General features: G+C 72.1%; 26 protein-coding genes (1 of these 26 cut by a window edge). 16 read left to right on the forward strand and 10 right to left on the reverse strand.

Going from position 1 to position 23249, the window contains the following annotated elements; genetic code table 11:
* The first annotated feature begins 86 nt into the window (after positions 1-86).
* The 3 genes from fabG (at position 87) to Sspor_RS31660 (ending at position 2217) form a co-directional block, all read left to right on the forward strand.
* The gene (gene fabG, locus Sspor_RS31650; RefSeq protein ID WP_202202146.1) at positions 87-806 is read left to right on the forward strand and encodes a 3-oxoacyl-[acyl-carrier-protein] reductase; all 720 of its coding nucleotides are present in this window, start codon (positions 87-89) and stop codon (positions 804-806) included.
* 5 nt (positions 807-811) lie between these two features.
* Complete coding sequence (fabI, locus tag Sspor_RS31655) at positions 812-1582, forward strand: enoyl-ACP reductase FabI (protein ID WP_030720134.1); 771 nt, start codon at positions 812-814, stop codon at positions 1580-1582.
* A gap of 233 nt (positions 1583-1815) precedes the next feature.
* On the forward strand, positions 1816-2217 hold the full coding sequence (locus Sspor_RS31660) for a hypothetical protein (RefSeq protein WP_202202147.1): 402 nt from the start codon (positions 1816-1818) through the stop codon (positions 2215-2217).
* Here the strand turns inward: Sspor_RS31660 and Sspor_RS31665 are convergent.
* Entirely contained in the window at positions 2198-2902 is a 705-nt protein-coding gene (locus tag Sspor_RS31665) for a FadR/GntR family transcriptional regulator (RefSeq protein ID WP_202202148.1), read from the reverse strand. The two genes, Sspor_RS31660 and Sspor_RS31665, sit on opposite strands and share 20 nt — an antisense overlap.
* Before the next feature lie 69 nt (positions 2903-2971).
* Between Sspor_RS31665 and Sspor_RS31670 the strand changes: the two genes are divergently transcribed.
* The 4 genes from Sspor_RS31670 to Sspor_RS31680 all read left to right on the forward strand — a co-directional run bounded on the left by Sspor_RS31670 (position 2972) and on the right by Sspor_RS31680 (position 5416).
* Positions 2972-4303 carry a CynX/NimT family MFS transporter gene (locus Sspor_RS31670; RefSeq protein ID WP_202202149.1) on the forward strand — a complete coding sequence of 444 codons (1332 nt, stop codon included), beginning with the start codon at positions 2972-2974 and terminating at the stop codon, positions 4301-4303.
* Between the two features lie 5 nt (positions 4304-4308).
* A complete protein-coding gene (locus Sspor_RS41185; RefSeq protein ID WP_252309064.1) occupies positions 4309-4428 on the forward strand; it encodes an SGM_5486 family transporter-associated protein in 120 nt (39 codons plus the stop codon).
* 153 nt (positions 4429-4581) lie between these two features.
* Positions 4582-4812 carry a hypothetical protein gene (locus Sspor_RS31675; RefSeq protein WP_202202150.1) on the forward strand — a complete coding sequence of 77 codons (231 nt, stop codon included), beginning with the start codon at positions 4582-4584 and terminating at the stop codon, positions 4810-4812.
* A gap of 82 nt (positions 4813-4894) precedes the next feature.
* Entirely contained in the window at positions 4895-5416 is a 522-nt protein-coding gene (locus Sspor_RS31680; RefSeq protein ID WP_202202151.1) for a SixA phosphatase family protein, read from the forward strand.
* 98 nt (positions 5417-5514) lie between these two features.
* On the opposite strand, the gene serB is transcribed toward Sspor_RS31680, so the two are convergent.
* Both serB and Sspor_RS31690 read right to left on the reverse strand, forming a co-directional pair.
* Positions 5515-6714, reverse strand: coding sequence for a phosphoserine phosphatase SerB (serB, locus tag Sspor_RS31685; RefSeq protein ID WP_202202152.1), 1200 nt, complete (start codon positions 6712-6714; stop codon positions 5515-5517).
* A gap of 88 nt (positions 6715-6802) precedes the next feature.
* A complete protein-coding gene (locus tag Sspor_RS31690; RefSeq protein ID WP_202202153.1) occupies positions 6803-8410 on the reverse strand; it encodes a streptophobe family protein in 1608 nt (535 codons plus the stop codon).
* Positions 8411-8643: 233 nt separating this feature from the next.
* Here Sspor_RS31690 and Sspor_RS31695 point away from each other — a divergent pair, with 233 nt between their 5' ends.
* Positions 8644-11184, forward strand: a complete 2541-nt coding sequence (locus Sspor_RS31695; protein WP_202202154.1) for an ABC transporter ATP-binding protein/permease — start codon at positions 8644-8646, stop codon at positions 11182-11184.
* A 106-nt stretch (positions 11185-11290) separates the two neighbouring features.
* On the opposite strand, the gene Sspor_RS31700 is transcribed toward Sspor_RS31695, so the two are convergent.
* From Sspor_RS31700 to Sspor_RS31710, 3 genes are all read right to left on the reverse strand, one after another.
* Positions 11291-11971, reverse strand: coding sequence for a transglycosylase SLT domain-containing protein (locus Sspor_RS31700; protein WP_202202155.1), 681 nt, complete (start codon positions 11969-11971; stop codon positions 11291-11293).
* A gap of 282 nt (positions 11972-12253) precedes the next feature.
* Entirely contained in the window at positions 12254-13378 is a 1125-nt protein-coding gene (locus tag Sspor_RS31705; RefSeq protein ID WP_373318859.1) for an S-adenosylmethionine:tRNA ribosyltransferase-isomerase, read from the reverse strand.
* Positions 13375-14136: an SDR family NAD(P)-dependent oxidoreductase gene (locus Sspor_RS31710; protein ID WP_202202156.1), complete on the reverse strand. Its 762-nt coding sequence runs from the start codon at positions 14134-14136 to the stop codon at positions 13375-13377. Before Sspor_RS31710 ends, Sspor_RS31705 begins: the two co-directional genes overlap by 4 nt.
* A gap of 156 nt (positions 14137-14292) precedes the next feature.
* Between Sspor_RS31710 and Sspor_RS31715 the strand changes: the two genes are divergently transcribed.
* The 4 genes from Sspor_RS31715 (at position 14293) to Sspor_RS31730 (ending at position 17313) form a co-directional block, all read left to right on the forward strand.
* Positions 14293-15456: a GAF domain-containing sensor histidine kinase gene (locus tag Sspor_RS31715; RefSeq protein WP_202202157.1), complete on the forward strand. Its 1164-nt coding sequence runs from the start codon at positions 14293-14295 to the stop codon at positions 15454-15456.
* A complete protein-coding gene (locus Sspor_RS31720; protein ID WP_202202158.1) occupies positions 15449-16111 on the forward strand; it encodes a response regulator in 663 nt (220 codons plus the stop codon). The genes Sspor_RS31715 and Sspor_RS31720 overlap by 8 nt, the downstream gene beginning before the upstream one ends.
* A gap of 149 nt (positions 16112-16260) precedes the next feature.
* On the forward strand, positions 16261-16506 hold the full coding sequence (locus Sspor_RS31725; protein ID WP_202203995.1) for a chaplin: 246 nt from the start codon (positions 16261-16263) through the stop codon (positions 16504-16506).
* 168 nt (positions 16507-16674) lie between these two features.
* Positions 16675-17313, forward strand: coding sequence for a YncE family protein (locus Sspor_RS31730; protein ID WP_202202159.1), 639 nt, complete (start codon positions 16675-16677; stop codon positions 17311-17313).
* An 81-nt stretch (positions 17314-17394) separates the two neighbouring features.
* Here Sspor_RS31730 and Sspor_RS31735 read toward each other — a convergent pair whose 3' ends face one another.
* Positions 17395-18177 carry an Rv1486c family protein gene (locus Sspor_RS31735; RefSeq protein WP_202202160.1) on the reverse strand — a complete coding sequence of 261 codons (783 nt, stop codon included), beginning with the start codon at positions 18175-18177 and terminating at the stop codon, positions 17395-17397.
* A gap of 133 nt (positions 18178-18310) precedes the next feature.
* Between Sspor_RS31735 and Sspor_RS31740 the strand changes: the two genes are divergently transcribed.
* The 4 genes from Sspor_RS31740 to Sspor_RS31755 all read left to right on the forward strand — a co-directional run bounded on the left by Sspor_RS31740 (position 18311) and on the right by Sspor_RS31755 (position 21520).
* Entirely contained in the window at positions 18311-19108 is a 798-nt protein-coding gene (locus Sspor_RS31740) for an ABC transporter ATP-binding protein (protein ID WP_202202161.1), read from the forward strand.
* Between the two features lie 51 nt (positions 19109-19159).
* Positions 19160-19588, forward strand: coding sequence for an NfeD family protein (locus tag Sspor_RS31745; RefSeq protein WP_202202162.1), 429 nt, complete (start codon positions 19160-19162; stop codon positions 19586-19588).
* Between the two features lie 84 nt (positions 19589-19672).
* Positions 19673-20659: an SPFH domain-containing protein gene (locus Sspor_RS31750; protein WP_033220549.1), complete on the forward strand. Its 987-nt coding sequence runs from the start codon at positions 19673-19675 to the stop codon at positions 20657-20659.
* Positions 20660-20749: 90 nt separating this feature from the next.
* Positions 20750-21520, forward strand: coding sequence for a sulfite exporter TauE/SafE family protein (locus Sspor_RS31755; RefSeq protein WP_202202163.1), 771 nt, complete (start codon positions 20750-20752; stop codon positions 21518-21520).
* A gap of 60 nt (positions 21521-21580) precedes the next feature.
* Here the strand turns inward: Sspor_RS31755 and Sspor_RS31760 are convergent, their stop codons facing one another.
* The 3 genes from Sspor_RS31760 to Sspor_RS31770 form a co-directional block, all read right to left on the reverse strand.
* The gene (locus Sspor_RS31760; RefSeq protein WP_202202164.1) at positions 21581-22084 is read right to left on the reverse strand and encodes an HNH endonuclease; all 504 of its coding nucleotides are present in this window, start codon (positions 22082-22084) and stop codon (positions 21581-21583) included.
* 149 nt (positions 22085-22233) lie between these two features.
* Positions 22234-22770, reverse strand: coding sequence for a YbhB/YbcL family Raf kinase inhibitor-like protein (locus Sspor_RS31765; protein ID WP_202202165.1), 537 nt, complete (start codon positions 22768-22770; stop codon positions 22234-22236).
* 64 nt (positions 22771-22834) lie between these two features.
* Positions 22835-23249, reverse strand: partial view of a sporulation protein gene (locus tag Sspor_RS31770; RefSeq protein WP_030010486.1) — the 3' portion only. The gene runs 368 nt beyond the window's last position; the window shows 415 of its 783 coding nt (coding positions 369-783); its start codon lies beyond the right edge, outside the window — the gene reads right to left on this strand; the stop codon is at positions 22835-22837.

Consider the following 23249-nt stretch of genomic DNA (forward strand, 5'->3'; position numbering starts at 1 on the left):
AGGCCCTGTCGGGGGTCGATTCTCCGTACGAGCGATGCGACCTATAGGTTTTTGGTATTCAAGACCGCTAGCGAAAGGGTGATCCGTTGAGCCGCTCGGTTCTCGTCACCGGAGGAAACCGGGGCATCGGCCTCGCCATCGCCCGAGCCTTCGCGGAGGCCGGCGACAAGGTCGCGATCACGTACCGGTCGGGTGAGCCGCCGGAGGCGCTCACCTCGATCGGTGTCCTGGCGGTGCGGTGCGACATCACCGACTCCGAGCAGGTGGAGCAGGCCTACAAGGAGATCGAGGACGCGCACGGCGCGGTCGAGGTGCTCGTGGCCAACGCCGGCATCACCAAGGACACGCTGCTGATGCGCATGTCCGAGGAGGACTTCACCTCCGTCCTCGACACCAACCTCACCGGCACGTTCCGGGTGGTCAAGCGCGCGAACCGTGGCATGCTCCGTGCCAAGAAGGGCCGCGTCGTCCTGATCTCCTCGGTCGTCGGGCTCCTGGGCTCGGCGGGCCAGGCCAACTACGCCGCCTCCAAGGCCGCGCTGGTGGGCTTCGCCCGCTCCCTCGCCCGCGAGCTGGGCTCCCGCAACATCACCTTCAACGTCGTCGCCCCCGGTTTCGTGGACACCGACATGACGAAGGTGCTCACCGACGAGCAGCGCGCGGGCATCGTCGGCCAGGTGCCCCTGGGCCGTTACGCACAGCCCGAGGAGATCGCGGCAGCCGTGAGCTTCCTGGCGTCCGACGACGCCGCGTACATCACCGGAGCCGTCATTCCCGTTGACGGCGGATTGGGCATGGGTCACTGATCACCATGAGCGGAATTCTCGAGGGCAAGCGCATCCTCATCACGGGTGTGCTGATGGAGTCCTCCATCGCCTTCCACACGGCCCGGCTGGCCCAGGAGCAGGGCGCCGAGGTCATCCTCACCGCGTGGCCGCGTCCGTCGCTGACCGAGCGCATCGCGAAGAAGCTGCCGAAGCCGGTCAAGGTGATCGAGCTCGACGTCACCAACGACGAGCACCTGGCGCGCCTGGAGGGCCTCGTCCGCGACGAGCTCGGTGGTCTCGACGGTGTCGTCCACTCCATCGGCTTCGCGCCGCAGGACGCCCTCGGCGGCAACTTCCTGAACACCCCGTTCGAGTCGGTGGCCACCGCCATGCACGTCTCGGCGTTCTCGCTGAAGTCGCTGGCCATGGCCTGCAAGCCGCTGTTCCCGGCGGAGGGCGCGGCCATCGTCGGCCTCACCTTCGACGCGCAGTTCGCCTGGCCGCAGTACGACTGGATGGGCCCGGCCAAGGCGGCCCTGGAGGCCACCAGCCGCTACCTCGCCCGCGACCTGGGCAAGGAGAACATCCGCTGCAACCTGGTCTCGGCCGGTCCGATCGGCTCCATGGCTGCGAAGTCCATCCCGGGCTTCGGCGAGCTGGCGGAGGTCTGGAACACCCGCTCCATGCTGGACTGGGACATGAGCGACCCGGAGCCGACGGGCAAGGGCGTCGTGGCCCTGCTGTCGGACTGGTTCCCGAAGACCACCGGCGAGATCGTCCACGTGGACGGCGGCCTGCACGCGATGGGTGCCTGATCCCGATCGGTCCCCCGCGTCCGTACGGCGACGGCCGCGCTTCCCTTCCGGGAGGCGCGGCCGTCGCCGTTCCGCGTTCCGAGGCGGCACGCTCGCTCGCATGTTCACCTGCCGACCGGATCTTCCCGAGTCGAAAACCTGGACAGATACCTGCAAACTGACCGAGCCGGGATTTTCCCGGCTCGTGCGGGGAGGAGGTAGGGGTGCGCGCGAGACCGAGCCGAGCAGTATCCGTGCTGGTCACGTCCGTGATCCTGACCGGTCTCCTGGTCCCCGGAGCCGCCGCGCAGCCCGTGGGGGAGGAGTCCGCACCCGGCCCCGACGCGGTGGCCCCGGCCGTCGTGGAGCTCTCCGACATCCCCGCCGAGCCCCCCGTACAGCCCGCGCGGCCCACCCGGAGCGAGCTCTTCGGCGCCGACTGCGACACCGTGATCCACGGCTCGCAGGTGTCGGCGTACTGCCACAACGCCTACCCGGAGACCGACCTCGTACGGCTGCACGTCGAGTGCGACCGCTGGTGGGACGTGGACGGCGACGGCGTCGCCGTGGCCGTCGGCCCGGCCGGCCGCACCGAGCTCGTCGGCCGCTGCTGGAAAGAGGTCCGCTCGGCCTGGGTCAGCCACCGCCGTCCGTGAGCGGACCGGCCTCCGCGTTCCTGCCGAGGCAGGCGAAGGGGTAGCCCGCGGCCTCCGAGGCCGCCGCGTCCCCGTCGCCCCGCCGGATCGCCTCGATCAGCCGGGCGTGGTCCAAATGCGCGGACGGGCGCAGCTCGGTGCCCACGTCCGCCCGCAGCCAGTCGGCCACCAGGTCGCCGAGGTCCGCGTACAGCTCGATCAGCACGTCGTTGTGCGAGGCGGTCACCACCGCCATGTGCAGACTCACGTCCGCCGACACGAAGACCTCCGCGTCCCCGCCCGCCCAGGCCTCCTCGCGGCGCGCCAGCAGGGCGTCCAGCTGTACGAGGTCCCGCTCCGTACGCCGCTCCGCCGCCAGCCGGGCCGCCGAGGACTCCAGCGTCGAACGCAGCTCGGCGATGTGCCGCGGATCCGCCCCCGCGAAGCGGCGGTGCATCACGCCGGCCAGCTCGCTGGTGGCGATGACGTACGTCCCCGAGCCCTGCCGGATGTCGAGGAGGCCGTTGTGCGCCAGCGCCCGCACGGCCTCGCGCACCGTGTTGCGGGCGACGCCGAGCAGCTCGACCAGCTCCGGCTCGGTCGGGATGCGGGCGCCGACCGGCCACTCGCCGGAAGTGATCTGGTTCCGCAGCTGGGCGATCACCTGATCGACGAGCGCGGAGCGCCGGGGCGAGGTCAGCGGCATGGGTTCCTCTCAGGAACGGCTTCACGGGCGATTGGACAACCAATCATCCCATGATTCTATGATGGTTGAATGCCCGACGAAGACATGAAGACGCTCGACCGGTCCGCGGAGACCGCCCCGCCCTCCTGGCCGGCCGCCGGCGCGGCCGGGGCCGGCGTATCCCGCACCACCGCCGCCACCCCGCAGGCGACGGCGCAGCCGGCCTGGCTCGGTCCGGTGCTCATCGTCGGAATCGTGCTGGCCGCCCTCAACCTGCGGCCCGCCATCACCAGCCTCGGCGCCCTCTTCGAGGAGACCCGCACGGGTCTCGGCATGAGCGGCACCGTCGCCGGAATGATCACCTCGGTCCCCGCCCTCTGCTTCGCCGTCTTCGGCGTCACCGCGCCCCGGCTCTCCCGCCGCTTCGGCCCGGCCGCCGTCGTCTGCGCCGGCATGGCCGCGGTCGCCACCGGGCTGCTCATCCGCCCCTTCGCGACCGGCGCCGTCGGCTTCCTCGCCGCCAGCGCCCTCTCGCTGGCCGGCATAGCCCTGACCAACGTGCTGCTCCCGGTGATCGTCAAGCGCTACTTCCCGGACAGGGTCGGCACCATGACCGGCCTGTACTCCATGTCCCTGGCCGCCGGCACCTCGCTCGCCGCCGCCGCGACCGTCCCGCTGACCGGCGCCCTCGGCGGCAGCTGGCGCACCGGCCTGCTGATCTGGGCCGTGCTCGCCCTGGTCGCCGTACTGCCCTGGCTGCCCGTCGCCCGCGCCTCCCGGCGCGCCGACCGGGCCGCGACCGCCGCCGGCCCGCTCGCGGCCGGGACCGGCCCGCGGGTCGCCCGCAGCCGCACCGCCTGGACCCTGGCCTGCTACTTCGGCCTCCAGGCCACCGGCGCGTACATCACCATGGGCTGGCTCCCGCAGATCTTCCGCGACGCTGGGGTCTCCGCCTCCACCGCCGGACTGCTCCTCGCCGTCACCATGGTCATGGGCGTCCCGCTCGCCTTCGTCATCCCCGGCCTCGCCGCCCGGATGAAGAACCAGGGCGCCATCGCCGTCGCCCTCGGCCTCTTCGGCCTCACCGGCTACCTCGGGCTCTCCTTCGCCCCCGCCGCGGGCGCCTGGGCCTGGGCGCTCCTGCTCGGCGTCTCCAACTGCGCCTTCCCCCTCGTCATCACCCTCATCGGGATGCGTGCCAAGTCCCCGGCCGGCGTGGTCAAGCTCTCCGCCTTCGCCCAGAGCACCGGCTACCTCATCTCCATCCCCGGCCCTCTCCTCATCGGCGCCCTCTACCAGCACAGCGGCGGCTGGGACCTGCCGCTCGCCCTGATGGCCGCGCTCCTCGTGCCACAGATCGCGCTGGGCGTCCTCGCCGGACGGGACCGCACGATCGAGGACGAATGCGGCATGGGAGACTGACCGGCATGTCGCCCGTACTTGAACCGAACCCGCAGGACGGCCGCAAGAAGCTCGGCCTCGTGCTCGGCGCGTTCCTCGCCGTCACCGTGATCATCTCCGTCATCGCCACGATCGCCTCCCCGTGAGCGCGGACCCTGGGGGAAGGTGGGGCTAACCCCACCACCCCTAGGGGGCCAGGCTCAGGGTGAAGTGGGGTGTGCCCCGGATGGGAACCACTGCCCCGGATCCATAGATTCGTAGGCAGCGAGTCAGTCCGGTCCACACCCACGGAGGCGGCCATGTCGGCCCCCACGCACCTCAGGCCCCTCCCGCCGGGCCCGTCCGGCCCCCGGGCCCGCGCCACCACCGCCGCCGGTACCCGGCTGCACTGGTGGGCACTGGCCCTGCCCGCCCTCGCCTTCGGGCTCCTGCTGCTGCTCCTCGCCGGATCCGGCGAGGCCCACGCGGCCACCGGCGAGGTCTCGGGCCTCGTCCAGGTCGCCGAGCAGCTCCTGCGCGCCGTCGGCTGACCTCCCGTACGCCCGCCGTCCGGCCGGGTGAGCCCCCCAACGCCCTGCGCCCCGTGGCCCGTTTCATGCGAAGCTGGGAGTCATGAGCGCCGACACACCCCGCAGGATCGCCCTCCTCCGGCACGCCAAGGCCGACTGGCCCGAGGTGTCCGACCACGATCGCCCGCTCGCGGAACGAGGCCGCAAGGACGCGCCGGCCGTCGGTCTGAAGCTCGCCGAAACCGGCATCGTCTTCGACCTCGCCCTGTGCTCCACCGCCGCCCGCACCCGCGAGACCTGGAAGCTCGCCGTCCAGGAGATGCCGCACCGGCCGAAGACCCACTACGAGGAGCGGCTCTACGACGCCTCGCTGGGCGAGCTCATCGCGCTGCTCAACGAGACCTCCGACGAGGTCTCCGACCTCCTCGTCATCGGGCACAATCCCGGCATGCACGCCCTCGCCGACGCCCTCTCGGGGCGCGCGGAGGGCGACACCCTGACGCGCATGAGCCGTACCGGCTTCCCGACCGCGGCCCTCGCCGTGGTCTCCTTCACCGGATCGTGGAAGTCCGTGGAACACAACGTGGGCACCCTGCTCGACTACTGGACCCCCAAGGGCCTCTGACCGGCGGTCCCAGGACGCCGACGGGCCCCGGAACGCCGTCGGGCCCCGGCAGCCGCACCGGCTGCCGGGGCCCGTTCGCTTTCGCGCTTTCGCCGGGGTCAGGCCAGGTCGGCGGCCTCGATCTCCTCACGCGTGATCCCGAGCAGGTACAGCACCGCGTCGAGGAAGGGCACGTTCACGGCGGTGTGCGCGGCCTCCCGGACCACCGGCTTGGCGTTGAAGGCCACGCCCAGCCCGGCCGCGTTCAGCATGTCCAGGTCGTTGGCGCCGTCACCGATGGCCACCGTCTGGGACAGCGGTACGTCGGCCTCCGCGGCGAAACGGCGCAGCAGCCGGGCCTTGCCCGCCCGGTCCACGATCTCGCCCGTGACCTTGCCCGTCAGCTTCCCGTCGACGATCTCCAGGGTGTTGGCGGAGGCGAAGTCCAGCCCCAGCCGCTCCCGCAGATCGTCCGTCACCTGGGTGAAGCCGCCGGAGACCACACCCACCTGGTAGCCGAGCCGCTTGAGCGTACGGATCAGGGTCCGCGCGCCCGGCGTCAGCTGCACCTCGGCGCGGACCTTGTCCACGACGGACGCGTCCAGACCCGCGAGCAGCGCCACCCGGGCGTGCAGCGACTGCTCGAAGTCCAGCTCACCGCGCATGGCCCGCTCGGTGACCTCGGCGACCTCGGCCTCGCACCCGGCGTGCGCGGCGAACAGCTCGATGACCTCGTCCTGGATGAGGGTCGAGTCCACGTCCATGACGACCAGGCGCTGGGCCCGGCGGTGCAGTCCGGCCGAGACCACGGCCACGTCCACGCCGATGTGCGCGGAGGCGGTGGCCAACTCGGTGCGCAGCGGTTCGGTCTCGACACCGGAGACGGCGAACTCCACCGCCGTCACCGGATACTTGGCGAGCCGGAAGATGCGGTCGATGTTGCCGCCGGTGCCGGTGATCTTCGAGGCGATGGCCGCCGTGGACTCGGCGGTGAGCGGGTGTCCGAGCACGGTGACATGCGAGCGGCCGCTGCCGCGCGGCCGGTTGTCACCGGTACCGGAGAGGATCTCGGCCTGCATCCTGAGGGATTCGGCCCAGCTGTGGACGGTGGCCCGCAGGTCGCCCTCGGCTCCGCCGGCGGGCTTGGTGACGAGGGCGCACAGGACGATGCGGCCACGGGTGACGACCTGCTCGATGTCGACGACGTCGACGGAGTAGGCGGCGAGGGTGTCGAACAGCCCGGCGGTGATCCCGGGACGGTCCTTGCCGAAGATCTTGACGAGGAGGGTGGGGACGTCGGAGGTCTGCGATGCGCTCATGGTGCCCTCACCGTATCTTCCCGGCTCACTGGACAGGACCCCCGTCCCATTTCCTGAACGCGCCGGTCGCCCGGCCGGGCGGACGCGACTAGGGGGTGCCTTCCGGATCGCGCCGGGCCTGTGGCGTCGGCCCCGGCGGTCCGGGGGGCCTCGGGGGCGGCGGCGGGGCGCCCGGCGGCGGAGGCGGGGTGAAGGGCGGCCGCCGGGCGGGCCGCGCGGGCCTCGGCGGGCGCGGCGGGACTCCCGTGACCGTCACGTCCCAGGAGACGTCCGGATCCGGGTACGGGTGCGCCCACCCCGGCGGCGGACCCGGCCGGCCCCGGCCGACGGGACTCCCCGGGCAGGCGGCCGTGGGCGCGTCCGGGTCGGGGAGGCCGTGCCGCCGGTCGCGCCGGCCCGTCCCGCCGGCCCCGGTGTACGGATCCGGCGGGGCCGCCCGCCGGCGGCGGGTCAGCAGCGCACCCGCCGCTCCGGCCGCCGCTCCCCAGAGCGCGCCCAGCAGCAGCGCGTACGGGACGTCCCCCCGCAGCTCCACCCCCGCATCCACCACGTCCACGCCCAGCACCGCGAGCGAGGAGTCCGCCGAGAAACCCGTCAGCCACACCAGTACCGCGAGGGCCACCCCCGTCGCGGCCGACAGCCGCGCCGCGCACCCCAGGATCCCGCGCCCGGGAGTCCGTACGGCCGCCAGCACACCCGCGTGGAGCAGCAGCAGGGCCGCCCCCGTGACCAGCAGCCAGACCCGCCCGTCGGACTCCGCGAGGCGGGCCACCGTCACCGGCTCCCGCGCCGACGCCGCCCACAGACCGTCCAGCGGATCGGGCAGCAGCCGGGCCGGAGCCCCCGTGACCCGGCCGCGCAGCGGCACGAACAGCCCCAGCAGCACCCCCAGCCAGCTCCCGTTCGGTGCCCCCAGCAGCGCCCCGCCCAGCACCCGCCGCGGCTGGTCGTCGCCCAGCGCCGCCCACACCGCCGTGGCCCACCCGGCCGCCACCGCGACCAGCGGCATCGCCACCACGGCCGAGACGGCCGGGCGCCACCGGGCCGCCGCGGCCGGCCCGCGCCGCGAGACCAGCAGCGCGAGCGCCAGTACGGCGAGCACCCACACCCCCGCGCCCAGCAGGGTCGGCCCGAGCTCTACCGAGAACCCGACCCGGGTCCGCGTCTCGATCAGGTCCCCGATGCGGTCCGGGAGCAGCCCGCCGATGTCCCCGATCCCGGGGATCTCGACCTTCGCGGGAGTCTCCGGCAGCGGCAGCGTCCCGTCGAGGGTGACCACGTCGTGCCCGGCCCACGACAGCCCGCCCGCCGTCGCGACGAACAGCGCCGCGAGGACCGCCACCCTGGCCGCCGTCTCCCCGTGGCCCGCCCCGGCCCGGAGCGAACGCAGGAACAGCGACGCCAGCACCAGTGCCCCGGCCAGCGACACCCCCAAGGGCATGAAGTCCAGGGAGGATTCGGCGCCCGTACCGGTGACTCCGAGGACCGAGACGTCACCCGAGGGGGTCACGGTTCCACCGACCGCGAGCACCACCGTGGCGGCCGTCATCGCGCCGAGCGAGCCTCCCGCGGCGTCGGTGGCGTCGGCGCCCAGCAGGTGCAGCCCGAGTCCGGCCACCGAGGCCATCACGATCAGGGACCAGCCCACGGCGGCGACGGCGGACAGCAGCACGTCCCCCCAACGGATGCGGCGCATACGCTGAACCCCCGATGCCTACCGAGCGGTACGCGACGGGACCACCCGGGCGAGAAGTCCCGTATCTCACTCTCCGGGTGACTTTCGACCCCGTCAACGGGCCGTCGTAGACGCCCCGGCAAGGCCCGGATTCCACATACGGCTGTGGGCCTGAAATAGTTCCCCCGGATGTTCGCCATCCCTAGACTCCCTGACGTCATGGGGGATTCTCGGGGGACTTAAGTGGGGCTGGAGTGCCGGAACTCGTACTGGAATTGAATGGAAGGACCTGGACGCTCGATCCGTCCAGGTCGTACTCGCTGGGGCGTGACCCCCAGGGAGACGTGGTGATCGACGATGCCCGGGTGTCGTGGCGGCATGCCACCATCGCCTGGAACGGCCGGGGTTGGGGCATCGAGGACCACGGCAGCACCAACGGCACCTACGTGCACGGGGCCAGGGTCCAGCAGACCGAGCTCGTGCCCGGCACGCCGGTCCACCTGGGCAACGCGACGGACGGACCGCGGCTGAATCTGAGCGCGGCCGGCGCCGCCGCGCCGCAGCCGGCCGTGGCGCAGCAGGCACAGCAGGCCCCGGCCCAGGCGTACGCCCAGCCGCAGGCCCCGGCCTACCAGGCCCCGCAGCAGCAGCCCCAGCACCAGGCCTGGGAACAGCAGCAGCACGCACAGCAGCAGCCGCAGCAGCCGCAGGTCCACCTCCCGCACCAGCAGGGCGCCGCCGCACCCCGCCCGGCGCAGGGCGGGGCCCCGGCCTACGGAGACCGCAGCCCGACGACGTTCCACCAGCTCTCGCTGGGCCACGTCATGCGCATCGGCCGTGCGCTGGAGAACGAGCTGGTGGTCTCCGACCTCCAGGTCTCCCGCCACCACGCCGAGTTCCGCTCGATGCCCGGCGGCCGCTTCGAGATCCACGACCTCGGCAGCCACAACGGCACCTACGTCAACGGCCAGCCGCTGGCGAAGTCCGGCACCGCGCTGCTCGGCCCGAACGACATCGTCGGCGTCGGTCACTCGACCTTCCGGATCGTCGGCGACCGCCTGGAGGAGTTCGTCGACACCGGCGAGGTCTCCTTCTCGGCCCGCCACCTCACCGTCACGGTCGACGGCGGCAAGCAGATCCTCAAGGACGTCACCTTCGGCGTCCCGGAGAAGTCGCTCATCGGCGTCATCGGGCCCTCGGGCTCCGGCAAGTCCACCCTGCTCAAGGCGCTGACCGGCTACCGGCCCGCCGACCAGGGCGACGTCCTCTACGACAACCGCAACCTGTACAAGCAGTTCGCGGAGCTCCGCCAGCGCATCGGCCTGGTCCCGCAGGACGACATCCTGCACAAGGAGCTGCGCGTCCGCACGGCCCTGAAGTACGCGGCCAAGCTCCGCTTCCCCGGCGACACCGCCGAGTCCGAGCGCGCGGCCCGTATCGACGAGGTGCTGCGCGAGCTCAAGCTCGACATCCACAAGGACAAGAAGATCACCGCGCTCTCGGGTGGTCAGCGCAAGCGCGTGTCCGTGGCCCTGGAGCTGCTCACCAAGCCCTCGCTGATCTTCCTGGACGAGCCCACCTCGGGCCTCGACCCGGGCATGGACCGCGACGTCATGCAGCTGCTGCGCGGCCTCGCCGACGACGGCCGCACGGTCCTCGTCGTCACCCACTCGGTCGCCGAGCTGGCCATCTGCGACAAGCTGCTGGTCATGGCCCCGGGCGGCTCGGTCGCGTACTTCGGCCCGCCGGACGACGCGCTGAACTTCTTCGGCTACACCACGTGGGCGGACGTGTTCTCGGCCTTCGAGAACTACCGCGACTACGACTGGGCCGGCCGCTGGAAGGGCTCCCAGCACTACCAGCTGTACGCCGCCGACCTCGACGCGGTCGCCCCGCAGTCCGTGGCGATGCCCCCGGCCCAGCACATGCGCCCGACCAAGCCGCAGGGCTGGGGCTCGCAGCTGTGGACGCTGATGCGCCGCTACGTCTCGGTGATCGCGTCGGACGTGGGCTTCCTGGCCCTGATGGTGCTCCTGCCCGCGGTCCTGGGCGTGGTCTCCACGGTGATCCCGGCGAAGTTCGGCCTCGCGCCGCCCGTCGCGCCGTCCCGCTTCAACGGCGACGCCGGCACGATCATGCTGATCCTCGCGGTCGGCATGTGCTTCTCGGGTGCGGCCAACTCGGTCCGCGAGCTGATCAAGGAACGGGTCATCTACGAGCGGGAACGCGCGACCGGCCTGTACCGGTCCGCGTACCTCATGTCGAAGGTGATCGTCCTCGGCGTCATCACGGCCATCCAGGGCGTGATCATCTGCGCGATCGGCTTCTTCCCGCGCGACCTGCCCGCCGAGGGCCTGATCATGCCGCCGGCCGTCGAGATCTGCCTGTCGGTCATCGCGCTCGGCTTCACCTCGATGATGTTCGGCCTGGTGATCTCCTCGCTGGTGAAGACCGCCGAGAAGACCATGCCGCTGCTGGTCATGTTCGCGATCGTCCAGGTCGTCTTCACCGGCATCCTCTTCCAGGTGTACGACTCCCCGGGCCTGGAGCAGTTCGCCTGGCTGATGCCGTCCCGCTGGGCCATCGCCGCCGCCGGCACCACGCTGAACCTCGGCAAGCTCATGCCGCCGTGGGACGCGGAGAACCCGACCAACACCGACCCGCTCTGGGACGCCACGGTCGGCCAGTGGAGCCTGAACATCACCATCCTGCTGCTCATCGGCGTCGCCTGCGGCTTCGCGGTGCAGCGCCTGCTGCGCCGCCACGAGCCCGAGGTCATGCGCGCGGGCAAGTAGACGCGGGCGGGACGACCCGCGCGCACGCACGGCAAACGCCTCAGGGCGGCATCCGGAAGTCCGGGTGCCGCCCTGAGGCGCATGGGGGGCTGGGCTACGCCGAGGCCTAGTAGGCGCTGTTGACGTTGTCCATGGAGCCGTAGCGGTCGGCCGCGTAGTTGCAGGCGGCGACGATGTTCGCGACCGGGTCGTACTGGTCGAACTTGGTGCCCTTGACGTGGTACGCCTTGAAGGTCGGGTAGATGACCTGGAGCAGACCCTTGCTGGGGATGCCGTTCTGGGCGTTGATGTCCCAGTTGTTGATCGCCATCGGGTTACCGCTGGACTCGCGCATGACGTTCTTGTGGATCCCGGCGTAGGTGCCCGGAATGCCCTCCTTCTTCATGATGAAGAGGGCTTCCTTGATCCAGCCGTCGAGGTTGTTCGCGAAGACCGGGGTGCGGGCGGCGGAGCGGCTGGCGGCAGCCTTCTGCTCGCGGGCCTTCTTCGCGGCGGCCTCGGCCTTGGCCTTGGCGTCGGCGTCGGCCTTGATCTTGGCCGCGGCCTTGGCGTTCGCCTGGGAGATGACCTGCTGTGCGGAGAGGCGGCCCTGCAGCGTCTTCGTCTGCGCGCCACCGACGGCCTGGGTCCAGGCGACGGGAGCGGCGTTGACCGTCTGGGCCTCGGCGGCGTCGGCCGGTGCGAGGGAGAAGGCGACGGCGGCGGCGCTCAGCGTGGCGACACCGGCGATGGACAGCTTGTGTGCCTTCGTCAGACGACTGTGACCGGGGGTGCGGGAAGCAGACATGGCGGGGCAACCTCTTCGAATAGCGGGAGTCGCAGGAAGGCGCTTTGTGGATCCGGGGATCCGCGGTGCTGTGCGACGGGAGCAATTCTTAGCGGCGGCAAAATCCTGTGGCAAAGGTGTGACGTACGATCCCGCTTAGTGGATCACGTGCGGGCGCCGAGGCCCGATTTCGGACCTCGGCGCTAGGTGGGACAGCACTGACAGGGTCTTTATTCGTCCACTAGGCAGCTTCGTAAGTGATGTGGGTCCTATGTGCGGGGTCACATCGGGGATGAGACGGTTTTACCGTGCGTTGCTGCAGCAATCCATATCGTCACGGTTGTCATCCTTGAGTAGCAGATGGACGTCCCCGAACTCGTGCCAGAGGCAGAGCCGGGCCACCGCCTCGGCATACCCGAGCCGTACGGCGGCCCGCCCCGCGACCGCCTCCAGCATCAGCAGGTGGGACGCCCCGGGCTCGTGCAGCCCGGTCAGCAGCCCGTCCACCGCTCGTACCCCGCGCTCCGGGGTCACCACCAGATCGGTCCACCCGGCGGCCGGGCGCACCCGCCCCCGCGCGTCCGCGGCCGACTCCAGGGCCCGTACCGCCGTGGTCCCCACCGCGATGACCCGCCCGCCGGCCGCCCGTGCGGCGTTCACCAGCCCCGCCGTCGCGGCGGACACCTCGTACCGCTCCGGATAGGGAGGCTCGTGCGCCTCCTGCGAGGCCACGCCCGTGTGCAGGACCAGCGGGGCGAACTGCACCCCCCGGCTCACCAGCCGCGCCACCAGCTCCGCCGTGAAGGGCCGGCCCGCGCTCGGCATCTCCGCCGAGCCCGACCCGTCGGCGGCCGGTACCGCGAAGACCGTCTGATAGGCCGAGAGCGGCTGGTCGCGCTCCGTGTACGCGTACCGGATCGGCCGCCCGTACGCCCGCAGCAGCCCGGGCACCCCCTGCGGCCCGGGCGAGGGGCGCGCCCACCACAACCGGTCCGCGCCCGCCGCCAGGGGCTCCTCGAGGGTGAGGCGGTGGCCGCCCGGCAGCTCCAGCACCGCCCCGGCCGGACCGCCCGCCCGCGGCCGGGTCGTCCCGTCGCCGGCGGGGTGGCGCAGCTCCACCGCCCAGCGGTCGTCGTCGCCCCGGGTCGAGAAGTGCACCACCAGGTCCTCGCCGCCCAGCCGGGCGTCCACGGCGGCCGCCAGCGTGGCCGAGGTGTTCACCACCAGGACGTCCCCGGCCCGCAGCAGCCCGGGCAGCGCACGGAACTCGTGCAGTGACACCTGGTCGCCGCCCCGGGACACCAGCAGCCGCACGGCGTCACGGTCCAGCCCCGGACCCCGCTGCTCGGCCGGAATCCGGGCCAGCAAATGGGGTGGTATGTCCGTTATATATAGACCCTCTTCCCGCAGGGCCCGATGCCCCCTCACCGCCGGGCCCCCGGTCCGGCCCCCGTACCCGCCTCCGGGCCCACCCCCGGGCCCACCCCCGGAGCCGCCTCCGCCGCGAGCTCCCCCGCCGTGTAGCGCCCGCTCGGCAGCGCCCGCTCCACCAGCCGCACCAGCGCCGGAGCCACCTCCTCCGGCGTCGGCAGCCCCGCCAGGTCCTCGCCCGGCTCGGCCGCCGCCATCATCCGCGTCCGCATCGACCCCGGGTCGGCCCACCACACCCGCAGCTCCGGCTCCTCCACCGCCAGCACGGCCGACACCAGGTCCCCCGCCGCCTTGGTCGCCCCGTACGCCCCCCACGTCGGGTACGCCACCACCGCCGCGTCCGAGCTGATGTTCAGCACCGCTCCGGCCCGCGCCGCCCGCAGCAGCGGCAGCCCCTCCTGGACCAGCCCCAGCGGCCCCACCACATTGACCTCGAACGCCTCGCGCAGCCCGTCCAGCGTGTGCTCCGCCAGCGGTACCAGCGGCTCGGCCCCCAGTACCCCCGCGTTGTTCACCAGCAGGTCCAGCCCGCCCAGCTCCCGCGCCGCCGCCACCAGCGCCGCCCGGTGCGCCGCCGAGGACACGTCCCCGGCCACCGGCACCACCCGGGCCCCGGGCGCCAGGCCGGCCGCCGCCTCCTCCAGCGCCGCGGCACCCCGTGCGCTCAGCACCAGGTCCCATCCCCGCGCCGCAAGCTCCCCGGCCACTGCCCGGCCGAGCCCCCTGGACGCCCCCGTCACGATCGCCACCGACATGACAGCACCCTCGCCTTCCGTCCCGATCAGCAGATGCCCCCAACCTAGGAACGGCCCACCCCCGCCGCCTCGGCCACGAGCCCCACCCGCGCAGGGCCCTTCGACCTACGTCCGCGGCCCGATCCCGCAGGTCACGGCCGCGGGTACGGTGACCCCATGACCGGTAGCCCCCCGCACGGCGGGCCCCCCAGCGGCCTGGCCGCCGTGAGCACCGCACTGCTCGCCATGAGCCGCCGCCTGGAGGTCCGCGACGTCCTGCGCACGATCGTCGTGTCCGCCCGCGAACTCCTGGACGCCGAGTACGCGGCCCTGGGCGTCCCGGACGACCACGGCGGCTTCGCCCAGTTCGTCGTGGACGGCATCAGCCCCGAGCAGTGGCGCCGCATCGGCCCGCTGCCCCGCCAGCACGGCATCCTCGCGGCGATGCTCCACGAGGGAGGCCCCGAGCGCCTGGCCGACGTACGCGAGGACCCGCGCTTCGAGGGCTGGCCGGCGGCGCACCCGGAGATGTCCGACTTCCTCGGCATGCCCGTACGCGACGGGGAGGAGACCCTGGGCGCCCTCTTCCTCGCGAACAAGCGCGGCGGTGCCCCCGACGGCCGGCAGGGCTTCACCGACGAGGACCAGGAACTCCTCTCCCTCCTCGCCCAGCACGCCGCCATCGCCCTCACCAACGCCCACCTCTACGAACGCAGCCGCGAGCTCACCATCGCCGAGGAGCGCTCCCGGCTGGCCCACGAGCTGCACGACGCCGTCAGCCAGAAGCTCTTCTCCCTGCGCCTCACCGCCCAGGCCGCCGCCGCCCTCGTCGACCGCGACCCCGCCCGGGCCAAGGACGAGCTCCAGCAGGTGGCCGCCCTGGCGGCGGAGGCCGCGGACGAACTGCGCGCCGCCGTGACCGAGCTGCGCCCGGCCGCCCTGGACGAGGACGGACTCGTCGCCACCCTGCGTACGCACGTCCACGTCCTCGACCGCGCCCACACCGCGCACGTCACCTTCACCTGCGAGGGAGTACGGGCCCTGCCCGCGACCCAGGAGGAAGCGCTGCTCAGGGTCGCCCAGGAGGCCCTGCACAACGCCCTGCGCCACTCGGCCGGCGACCGCGTCGAGGTCACCCTGACCCGGACGCAGGCCGGGGGAGCGGTCCTCAAGGTCCTCGACACCGGCAAGGGCTTCGACCCCGGGACGGTCCGCCGGGCGGGCCGCCACCTGGGCCTGGTCTCCATGCGGGACCGCGCGAGCGGCGTCGGCGGCCGGCTCACCGTGCACTCGGAGCCCGGTCGGGGCACCACGATCGAGATGGAGGTACCCGGTGGCTGACAGCACCGGCCGGAGCGGCGGCGGCATCCGAGTACTGCTGGTGGACGACCACCAGGTGGTCCGGCGGGGCCTGCGCACCTTCCTGGAGGTCCAGGAGGACATCGAGGTGGTCGGTGAGGCCTCGGACGGCGAGGAGGGCATCGCCCGGGCCGAGGAGCTGGGGCCCGACGTGATCCTCATGGACATCAAGATGCCGGGCACCGACGGCATCGAGGCGCTGCGCAGGCTGCGCGAGCTGGCGAACCCGGCCCGGGTGCTGATCGTCACCAGCTTCACGGAGCAGCGGACCGTGGTCCCCGCCCTGCGGGCCGGCGCGGCCGGATACGTCTACAAGGACATCGACCCCGACGCGCTGGCCGGAGCCATCCGGTCCGTCCACGCGGGCCACGTGCTCCTCCAGCCGGAAGTGGCCCTCGCCCTGCTCTCCCAGGAGGACCAGGGCTCACCGGCGGGCCGGCCGGGCTCGCTGACCGACCGGGAGCGCGAGGTCCTGGGCCTGATCGCCGACGGCCGCTCCAACCGGGAGATCGCCCGCGCCCTGGTCCTGTCCGAGAAGACGGTCAAGACCCACGTCTCGAACATCCTGATGAAGTTGGACCTTTCCGATCGGACCCAGGCCGCATTGTGGGCGGTCAGGCACGGAATCGCGGAGTGATCCGAAGCAAATCGGACCGTCTCGTTCCGGACTGAGATTCATACGGTCGGGTGTATGTAGCCCACATGGCGTATCCCGCTCGCGGGCCGGCCGTTCTCCAAGGCGTGCCGCGACGGCTGGTCGCGGCGGACGTACTGGAGGACGAGAACGTGAAGAACTTCAAGAAGGCCGCAGCCGTCACCATGATCGCGGGCGGCCTCCTCGCCGCCGGCGCCGGTGTCTCCTCGGCGCACGGCGGTGCGTCGGCGGAGGGCGAGGCCCTGGGCTCGCCCGGCGTGGCCTCCGGGAACCAGGTTCAGGTCCCCGTGCACATCCCCGTGAACGTGGTCGGCAACACGGTCAACGTGATCGGCCTGCTCAACGGCGCCTTCGGCAACACCGGCGTCAACGCCTGACGCCCCGCACGGCCTGACCCCGCCCGCGGCGCCGCTTCCTTCCTCTCCCCAGGAAGCGGCGCCGTTCGGTTGCGTCCGCACGCGGTCACCGGGCAGACGGGGGCCTTCGCCCCACCCGCGCGCGAGCCTCAACCCGCCGCCCCCGCCCGCGGTCCTAGCGTGGCCCGCATGACGAGGAACCGGTACACCGGCCGATGCGCCGCCGTCGTGCTCGCCGCGGCAGTGGGCCTGACGGGACTGCCGGACCCGCCCGGGGCGCGGGCGGCAGCGCCCTCCGCGAGGCCCGCCCACGGTGCCTCGGGCCACGTCTACGTGGCGAACCTCCACTCCGACACGGTCTCGGTCGTCGACACCCGCTCCGGCACCGTCGTGGACACCGTTCCCGTGGGAGACGGGCCCGACAGCGTGGCCCTCAGCCCCGACGGCGCCCGCCTGTATGTCACCGATTCCGCGGCGGACACCGTGTCCGTGGTCGACACCCGAACCAGGACGGTCGTCGAAACCGTCACGGTCGGGCACGAACCGAGCAGGGTGACGGTCTCCCCGGACAACAGGAACGTCTACGTGGCCAACGTCGGCGGGGGCACCGTGTCGGTGATCAGCCCCCGCACCCTCGCGGTCACGGACACCATCGCCGTGGGCGACGGCCCCAACGGCCTCGCCGTCGGCCCGGACGGCTGCAGCGTCCACGTCAGCAACTTCGACTCGGACTCGTTGTCGGTGATCGACACCAGAACGGGCAGGACGGTGACCGTGCCGGTCGGCGACGGCCCGACCGGCGTCACGACGCAAGCACCCCCGCACTGACCCGAGGCGCGCCCGATCAGCCCCTTCGCCCCCTCCAGCCTCGCCGCCGTTCGAGGCGCGGGGTGTGGGGCGGAGCCCGGCTCAGCCCAGCCCGCGCGCCTCAACGGCCGAGTTGTACGCCGCCACCAGCGCCCGCCGCGCCACCCGCTCCACCGGCCGGAGCGCCTCCGCCCGCGCCGCCATCTCCGACGCGGCCACCGCGCCCCCGTGCCCGTTCTCGTACGCCAGCGACACCATCAGGTCCACCCGCTGCGCCAGCGCCAGCACCCGCACCGCACGCGGCGGATATCCCGGCGCCAGCGCGTCCCGCCCGGCCTCCGCCCGCGCCCGGTACGCCGACAGCGCGGCCTCCGCGACCGGCCCGGACCCCGCCACGTCCAGCCGGGTCAGCACCTCCGTCGCCTCGCGCAGCGCCTCCGCCAGCTCCCGCTCCGCCTCGCTCAGCGAGGGCACGTCGGCCGGCGGGGCCTCCCGTACCGGCAGCACGTGCCAGGTCACCGACACATGGACGTCCCCGGCCGGCCCGGCCTCGGACACCTCCGGCACCAGGCCCAGCGCCGCGCCCACCGCGACGACCGCCTCCTCCGCCTCCAGCGCCCGCGCGTTGAACTCCGGGGGCCCGCTCAGCCCCAGCGGATGCCCCGGCGCGGGCAGCGCCACCCGCAGCCCCGCCACCCCCAGCACCCGCAGCCGGCCGAGCGCCAGGGAGAGCCCCACCGGGCCCGTCTCACCCGGCAGCCCCTCCACCCGGTGAACGGCGTCCTCGCCCACGATCGACGACACGGCCTCGTCGGGCGAGACCAGACCGGCCAGCTGTGCGTTCCCCCAGGCGGCCAAGCGCCCTGAACGTGGTTCGAAAAGCATCCCCCTACTTTACGGATCGGCCCCGGCACCGGGCCCCGGCCCCGGACCCCGCTCCGAGTGGCGTAGGTTTTCCCCTGGGGCTGCGTCTACCGGCGCACAGCAAACCGTGACTGCAAGGGGTGACAACACGCTCATGAGCGATGTTCTGGAGCTGGTGGACGTATCCGTGGTCCGCGAGGGCCGGGCTCTGGTGGACCAGGTCTCCTGGTCGGTGAAGGAGGGCGAGCGCTGGGTGATCCTCGGCCCCAACGGCGCCGGCAAGACCACACTGCTGAACCTCGCCTCCAGCTACCTCTTCCCCACCAAGGGCGCCGCCACCATCCTCGGCAGCACCCTCGGCAAGGTGGACGTCTTCGAGCTGCGCCCCCGCATCGGTGTCGCCGGCATCGCGATGGCCGACAAGCTGCCCAAGCGGCAGACCGTCCTGCAGACCGTCCTCACCGCCGCCTACGGCATGACGGCGACCTGGCAGGAGGAGTACGAGGACGTCGACGAGCAGCGCGCCCGCGCCTTCCTCGACCGCCTCGGCATGACCGAATACCTCGACCGCAAGTTCGGCACCCTCTCCGAGGGCGAGCGCAAGCGCACGCTGATCGCCCGCGCCCTGATGACCGACCCCGAGCTGCTGCTCCTCGACGAGCCCGCCGCCGGTCTGGACCTCGGCGGCCGCGAGGACCTCGTACGCCGCCTCGGCCGGCTGGCCCGCGACCCGCTCGCCCCGTCGATGGTCATGGTCACGCACCACGTCGAGGAGATCGCCCCCGGCTTCACCCACGTCCTGATGATCCGTCAGGGCAAGGTCGTCACCGCGGGACCGATCGACCTCGAACTGACCTCCCGCAACCTCTCCCTCTGCTTCGGCCTCCCGCTGGTCGTCGAGCGCAACGGGACCGACCGCTGGACCGCCCAGGGTCTCCCCCTCGGCCAGTAACGGGTTCCCGCACCCTGTCCCGACCGCGCCCACCGGACCTACCATGACCATGTGGACATCGACGCATGGGTGTGGTGGCTCATCGGCGCGGTCGGACTGGGCATCCCCCTCGTCCTGACGGCGATGCCGGAGTTCGGCATGTTCGCCGTCGGCGCGGTCGCGGCCGCCGTCACGGCGGCCCTCGGCGGGGAAGTGGTGGCCCAGGTACTGGTCTTCGTGATCGTGTCGGTCGCGCTCATCGCCGTCGTACGGCCGATCGCCAACCGGCACCGCGACCAGCGCCCCCAACACCGCAGCGGCATCGACGCGTTGAGGGGCAGATCCGCCGTGGTCCTGGAACGGGTCGACGGCAGCGGGGGACGCATCAAGCTCGCCGGCGAGGTCTGGTCGGCACGCGCCCTCGACACGGACACCAGTTTCGAACCGGGCCAGTCCGTGGACGTGGTGGAGATCGACGGGGCGACCGCCGTCGTGATGTGACAAGCAGCCTGCTCGCAGCCCGCGGGTCTGCGAGACTCCGATCAACGGGGCAGCACAGACAGCCGGAAGGGCACGGGGAACCGCATGCAACCGATCATCATCGTCCTGATCATTCTGGTGGTTCTGGTCTTCATCGCACTGGTCAAGACGATCCAGGTGATCCCGCAGGCCAGCGCCGCCATCGTCGAGCGGTTCGGCCGCTACACCCGCACCCTCAACGCGGGCCTCAACATCGTCGTCCCGTTCATCGACTCGATCCGCAACCGGATCGACCTCCGCGAACAGGTCGTCCCGTTCCCGCCGCAGCCCGTCATCACCCAGGACAACCTGGTCGTCAACATCGACACCGTCATCTACTACCAGGTGACCGACGCCCGGGCCGCGACGTACGAAGTGGCCAGCTACATCCAGGCCATCGAACAGCTCACCGTCACCACGCTCCGCAACATCATCGGCGGCATGGACCTGGAGCGGACCCTCACCTCCCGCGAGGAGATCAACGCGGCCCTGCGCGGAGTCCTCGACGAGGCCACCGGCAAGTGGGGCATCCGCGTCAACCGCGTCGAGCTCAAGGCCATCGAGCCGCCGACCTCCATCCAGGACTCGATGGAGAAGCAGATGCGCGCCGACCGCGACAAGCGCGCCGCGATCCTCCAGGCCGAAGGTGTCCGGCAGTCCGAGATCCTGCGCGCCGAGGGCGAGAAGCAGTCCTCCATCCTGCGCGCCGAAGGTGACGCCAAGGCCGCCGCACTGCGCGCCGAGGGTGAGGCACAGGCGATCCGTACGGTCTTCGAGTCCATCCACGCCGGCGACGCCGACCAGAAGCTCCTCGCCTACCAGTACCTCCAGATGCTCCCGAAGATCGCCGAAGGCGACGCCAACAAGCTCTGGATCGTGCCGAGCGAGATCGGCGACGCCCTCAAGGGGCTCTCCGGCGCCATGGGCAACTTCGGCCCCATGGGCGGCGGTTCGGGCTTCAACCCGCAGAACGCCGGCAAGGACGGCGGCGGCATCCCGGCCGCACGGGACAAGGACGCCGCGGAACGCCGCGAACAGCCCCCCATCGACTGACCGGCCATCCCCTTCCTGCATGATCGGTGAGGCCCCTCGACCTTCATGGCGGGGAGGCGACTCACTCATGCAAAGGGGATGGCACCGTCCATGTCCATCTGGGAATCACTCGCTGTCTTCGCCGCCGGCATCGGCGCGGGCACGATCAACACCATCGTCGGCTCCGGCACCCTGATCACCTTCCCGGTGCTGCTCGCCACCGGCCTGCCGCCGGTCACCGCGAACGTGTCCAACACCCTCGGCCTGGTGCCCGGTTCGATCAGCGGAGCCATCGGCTATCGCAAGGAGCTCCGGGGCCAGCGCGCCCGCGTCCTGCGGCTCGGTTCCGTGTCGCTCGTCGGCGGACTCGCGGGCGCGGTCCTGCTCCTGACCCTGCCGTCCGACTCCTTCGACACGATCGTGCCCGTCCTGATCGCGCTGGCCCTGGTCCTCGTCGTCCTCCAGCCGCGGCTCGCCGCCGCGCTGCGCCGACGCCAGGAAGCCGCCGGAGGCGACACCGGCCACCCCGACGGGGGACCGGTCCTGCTCGGCGGCATGCTGCTCTCCAGCGCGTACGGCGGCTACTTCGGCGCCGCCCAGGGAGTGCTCTACCTCGGCCTGATGGGCCTGCTGCTCCGCGAGGACATGCAGCGCATCAACGCCGTCAAGAACGTCATCGCCGCCCTGGTGAACGGAATCGCGGCCGTCGTCTTCCTCTTCGTCGCCGAGTTCGACTGGACGGCCGTCGTCCTCATCGCCATCGGCTCCACGATCGGCGGCCAGATCGGCGCCAAGGTCGGCCGCCGCCTCTCACCGACCGTCCTGCGCGCGGTCATCGTGACGGTCGGCCTCATCGCCATCGTCCAGTTGCTCATCAGCTGAGCGACGTAGAAGAACTACGCCGCCCAGCGTGACCGCCTCCACCGAACAGGGGAGTTCCGCTTAGGCGGAACGCTCCAGCCACTCCGGGAGCGACTCCCGCCCGGCCACCCCCAGGGCCAGCAGCATCGCGTCCGCCGGCGACGGGACGAAGGGCTTCCGGAGGAGCGGCATCCCCGCCTCCTCCGGAGTCCGCGCCGCCTTGCGGTGGTTGTCCTCGGCGCAGGAGGCCACCGTGTTCAGCCAGGTGTCCCCACCCCCCTGAGCGCGCGGCAGTACGTGGTCCACGGTCGTCGCGCGCTTCCCGCAGTACGCGCAACGGTGCTGGTCCCGGACCAGCACCCCCCTCCGTGACCAGGGAGCATGTCTTCGGAAGGGCACCCGGACGTACCTGCAGAGCCTGATCACCCGGGGCATCGGAAGATCCATGGTGGCCGCGCGCACACGCAGCTCGGGGTGCGACTGTTCGACAACGGCCTTGTCCTGGAGCACCAGAACCACGGCCCGATTCAACGTCACCGTCGACAGCGGCTCGAAGCTCGCATTCAGCACCAGCGTGTCCCGCATCTCGCCCACCTCCCGTGTGCAGGCCCGCGACCACCCTGGCGGCAGGGCCCGCAACCACTCTGGCCGCGCGCGCCACGCGGGACAACGCAATAAAAATGCCCGGTCCTGGCCTTCTTTAGACCAGGACCGGGCGAACGCTCGGGAAACGATCAGCGCGCGGCGGGCGCCTCGTACTCGGCGACGAGCTGAGCGCGCCCCAGGGCGTGGAACCGCAGATGGAATCCGACGACCGCCGGCGACGAGTCCTCGTCCGGGCCGAGCTGCTCCCGGTCCACCGCGTACACGGTGAACACGTAGCGGTGCCGCTCCCCGCGCGGCGGGGCCGCACCGCCGAAGTCCCTCGTGCCGTAGTCGTTCCGCGCGTGCACAGCCCCCTCCGGCAGGCCCGCGAAGTCTCCGGTGCCCGCCCCGGCCGGCAGCTCCGTCACCGAAACGGGCAGGTCGAAGAGCACCCAGTGCCAGAACCCGCTGCCCGTGGGCGCGTCCGGGTCGAAGCAGGTCACGGCGAAGCTCTTCGTCCCCTCGGGGAAGCCCTCCCAGCGCAGGTGGGGCGAGACGTTCTTCCCCGTGAGGACCTGCGCGGCGTGCAGGTCGGCTCCATGGGAGACGTCCTCGCTCGTCAAGGTGAAGGCCGCGACCTCGGGGTGGAAGTCGTGCGGAAGGTGCGGCCTGCTCTGCTCTGACACTGCTGAACCTCCGGAATAGGGGGACATCGGACCGCGCCCGCCGTGTACGGACGCGGTCGCGAGCCTAGAACCAGTTGCGCTGCGAACCGACGCTGGCGATCCACTGGTTCAGGTACGCCGCCCAGTCCGTGCCCTGGTACGACTGCAGCCCCACCTGGAAGCAGCGGTAGGTGTCGCTGCCCTCGGTGAACAGACCCGGCTTCTTGTCCATCTCCAGGACGACATCCATCTCCCGGCCGTCCGAGATGAAGGTGAGCTCGACCTGGTGCAGGCCGCGGTACTGCGACGGCGGCAGGAACTCGATCTCCTGGTAGAAGGGCAGCGACTGACGCGTCCCCCGGATGTGCCCGCGCTCCATGTCCGCGCTGCGGAAGGTGAAGCCGAGCTGCCGGAAGGCATCGAGGATCGCCTGCTGCGCCGGCACCGGGTGCACGTTGATCGCGTCGAGGTCGCCCGCGTCCACCGCGCGCGCGATCTCC

Origin of the sequence: Streptomyces spororaveus (assembly GCF_016755875.1) — a bacterium.
Classification (GTDB): domain Bacteria; phylum Actinomycetota; class Actinomycetes; order Streptomycetales; family Streptomycetaceae; genus Streptomyces; species Streptomyces spororaveus.